The sequence below is a fragment of the Endozoicomonas sp. ONNA2 genome, assembly GCF_024606365.1.
In the GTDB taxonomy this organism is placed as follows: domain Bacteria; phylum Pseudomonadota; class Gammaproteobacteria; order Pseudomonadales; family Endozoicomonadaceae; genus Endozoicomonas.
The window spans coordinates 1-3880 of the sequence record NZ_JAHHPO010000587.1 but is presented as its reverse complement, the minus strand read 5'-3'; the positions used below and the strand labels follow the sequence as shown (position 1 = coordinate 3880).

Genomic DNA, 3880 nt, shown 5'->3' with positions numbered 1-3880 from the left:
TGCTGTTAATTTCACCAGAAGAGGGAAACAAAGCTATTCTCTCTGCCACCAGTTCAGAAAGTGCCTTGTTCTTGTGAGACATCAACTCCGCCACCAACAACCAGGGAATCATCCCGGAATCACAATAAGCAAAGTCACGGAAATAGTGGTGGGCACTCATCTCACTGCCATACACAGCATCTTCGTCCCGCATCCGTTCCTTGATAAAGGCATGACCGGTTTTGCACAATACCGGCACACCGCCAGCTGCCGATACCTGGTCAATGGTATTCCAGGTCAACCGTGGATCATGAATAATCTTCGCGCCAGGATAGTGAGCCAGAAACGCCTCACCCAGCAGCCCGACAATATAATACCCCTCAATAAACTGACCTTTTTCATCAAACAGAAAGCAGCGGTCAAAATCCCCGTCCCAGGCAATCCCCATATCCGCCTTATGCTCAAGCACCGCATCCACAGTTGCCTGCCTACAGTCGTGTAATAACGGGTTAGGAATACCATGGGGGAAATTCCCATCCGGCTCATGGTGAATCTTCACAAACTCCACCGGCACACCAGTCGGCCTGTTAATGCTCCCTGCCGAACAGGCACTTCCGCCATCCATGGCGGTCGCCTTAAACTGCTCTTCAATGGCATCAATCACATGCCCGGCAGCACCATTGCCAGCATTCACTACCAGTTTCAAAGACTGCAATTCAGCAGGTTTGATATAGCCCAGAATATGCTCCACATAAGGGGCAAGGTTGCTGATCTTTCGATAAGAGCCAAAAGGAATATCCGCAGAACCAACTCTGTCTGGTTGAACAAAAACATCCTCAGCCAACCGCTGAATCTCCCGCAACCCCGTATCCCCAGAAATCGGCTTACTCTCCTCCCGCACCAGCTTCATCCCGTTATAGTCTTTCGGGTTATGGCTGGCCGTTACCATAATGCCGCCATCCGCTTTCAGATGCGAAGTGGCAAAATAGACTTCTTCAGTGCCACACAGACCAATATCAATCACCTCCACACCACCTGCCCGTAAGCCATCGCTCAGGGCGGCTTTCAGTGCCGGTGTAGAAAGACGAATATCCCCGCCCACCACGATTGTTTTGGGCTGTAAAAATTCCGCCGTCGCCCGGCCAATCCGCCAGGCAATATCTTTATTCAATTCATCAGGCATACGGCCACGAATATCGTAGGCCTTAAAACAGGCAAGTGTTGTCATGGGGAGTTACGAATCGTCGGTAAAAGAGAGAAATGAAATGCGAAATAACGGGAAGGATCAAAGCCTGGTCAGCACCGATTCCACATGGGAAACCAGCCTGGGGAAATCATCCGCAAAAAATGTGGCAAGTTGCCCGGTAATATAGTTCTCAACCGTTTGCGAGTCATCATCTTCGCTGAACTTCCCTTTCGGGATAATATTCTTGCTAAACAGCCGGTGATACTTAGGGGACAATACTTTACGACTACCGGCTGAGAAGATGCCCTTATGTTCACTGGCGCAATCAAACATGGCCTGACGGAAATGTTCGTCTCCCGGCCCTAACATCAGCACAATCCGCAGATAATCGCCCCGGTTGATAAACTCAAAAAGCAACACCCGGTCACTACTGGTCCACTGGCCATTCCCGATTTTCTGTTGGGGCCAGGCATCCCAGGCCCGAACAGCAAAGCGGATATAGGCTTTCGTGCAATGGTCCAGCTCCAGGTCAAACAGGTCCTTGCGTTCTTCAATGGCCTGTTTCAGAAATCCGGCTAACTCCACGGCCTGATCGGGGCGGTGCTCAAAAATCAAATCCAGTGCCTGACGATGCCGGGCATAGATCTTCTGGCATAACCGGCTGATTTCACTGTCTTCCAAAATATGTCTCTCTAACATTTGCAAATATTGCTCTAATGAAAAGACAACCACCTCCCCCATAGCACTTCGGTTACGGTTCAGTACTTTTGCTATCAGGTCAGAAACCTGCTGATAAGAGATTGGCTGCCAGTTTTCATTATTTTCAGGGGGTAACCCTGAAGGCGTTAAAAAGCCATAAAATCGCAGATAGCCGGGATACCGGGCTTCCACCTGCGCCTGGTAACGGCTCAGTTGATTAGAATGCTCTGTTGACCAGATCTTGTTTTCGATGGCAATAACCAGTTGATGGACTTCAGAGACTATCAGGAGGTCAATATTTTTCCATTCCCGATAAACCGTAAAACTCTCATATTGATAGCAACCCACATCAATCAGAGAAGGTGAATCATCACCGTTGCAGTTGGCAAAAAAGGTGACAACAAAATCCCGTAATAACTGGCTACCCAGACCATGAGGACGACCTGGCTCTAATAAGTAAGCAAGAAAGTCGCTATGGCGCAGCTCCCGATTGACGGCACCGATGGCTTCAAAAATATTAAAACCACCCAGCAGGCCTTCAAGCTGTTCAATTTCCGGAGAGAAAAGCAGATCGGTCAGTATCTGCTCCCTGGTATCATGTTCTGTGGTCAAATTGGCCTCTTTGGGAGTGGGTTATGGGTTATGGGTTATGAGTTGTGAGTTAACAGTTATGCGGGTAAACCCATACCTCATAACTCACAACCCAAAACCCACAGCGCATCAAGTCCGCCCGTAGGTATCTTCAAAGCGCACAATATCATCCTCACCCAGATACCCGCCGCTTTGCACCTCAATCAGTTCAAGATCAAACTTGCCGGGGTTTTCCAAACGGTGAACTGTTCCAATAGGGATATAAGTAGACTGATTCTCAGTAAGCAGAATTTCTTCATCGCCATTGGTGATCAGTGCCGTACCCTTCACCACAATCCAGTGCTCTGCCCGATGATAGTGCATTTGCAGGGAGAGCTGTGCTCCCGGCTTAACGGTAATACGTTTAACCTGGAATCGCTCCCCCATATCGATGGAGTCATAGGCACCCCAAGGGCGATAGACTTTGCGGTGCAGTTTTACCTCGGTCCGGTTTTCTGCTTTCAGCCGGTCAACAATCTTTTTAACATCCTGTACCCGATCCTTATGGGCCACCAGAATGGCATCGTCGCTTTCGGTGATGACCAGGTCATCAACACCAACAGTGGCAATCAGTTTTTTCTCACTGCGCACGTAGGTGTTGCGGGTATCCTGCAACAAAACGTCACCCTGAACCGAGTTGCCTGACTCATCCTTATCGCAAATATCTGCCAATGAGGTCCAGGAACCCACATCGGACCAGCCTGCATCCAGTGGCACCACCACCGCATCGGTGGTTTTTTCCATTACCGCGTAATCGATGGATTCATCTGGGCAGGCCTTAAACGCCACTTCATCCAGACGAACAAAATCAAGATCGGCATTTTGTATTGCAATAGCCTTTTCACAGGCTTCCAAAATATCAGGCCGGAATTTGTTCAGCTCTTCCAGATAGCGGGAGGCCTTAAATAGGAACATACCGGAGTTCCAGTAATAGTCCCCGGAAGCAAGATAGCCCTGAGCCGTTTCCAGGTTTGGCTTTTCCACAAAATTTTCTACCAGAGCGGCCTGTTCACTATTACCTATTAACTCTTTACTGGCCTTGATATAGCCATACCCGGTTTCCGGATGGGTAGGAACGATACCAAAAGTCACCAGCTTGCCATCTCTGGCCGCAGGTAACGCAGCTTCAACCGCCTGATGGAAAGCTGCAACATCCTTAATCACATGATCCGCAGCAAGCACCAATAAAAAAGGCTCTTCTTTGTGCTCTTCGTGTCCTTTGTGGTTCCACGCTTTTAACGCTGCCAGCGCAACCGCAGGTGCGGTATTTCTGCCAATCGGCTCCAGAATTATTGCTGATGCCTGTCGCCCCATCTGCCGGAACTGCTCCACCACCAGGAAACGGTGCTCTTCATTGGCAATCACCAGCGGGGCAGAAATTGAATC

The 3880-nt window shown here is 49.4% G+C and carries 3 protein-coding genes; all 3 read right to left on the bottom strand.

What is annotated here, in order from left to right; translation table 11 throughout:
• Positions 1 to 1207: phosphomannomutase CpsG (locus tag KDK14_RS10305; protein ID WP_257265014.1), on the bottom strand; the 1207-nt coding region annotated here is incomplete at its 3' end.
• 57 nt (positions 1208 to 1264) lie between these two features.
• A complete protein-coding gene (locus tag KDK14_RS10300; protein WP_257265013.1) occupies positions 1265 to 2476 on the bottom strand; it encodes a PD-(D/E)XK nuclease family protein in 1212 nt (403 codons plus the stop codon).
• Between the two features lie 108 nt (positions 2477 to 2584).
• Positions 2585 to 3874: a mannose-1-phosphate guanylyltransferase/mannose-6-phosphate isomerase gene (locus KDK14_RS10295; RefSeq protein ID WP_257265015.1), complete on the bottom strand. Its 1290-nt coding sequence runs from the start codon at positions 3872 to 3874 to the stop codon at positions 2585 to 2587.
• Positions 3875 to 3880 lie beyond the last annotated feature (6 nt).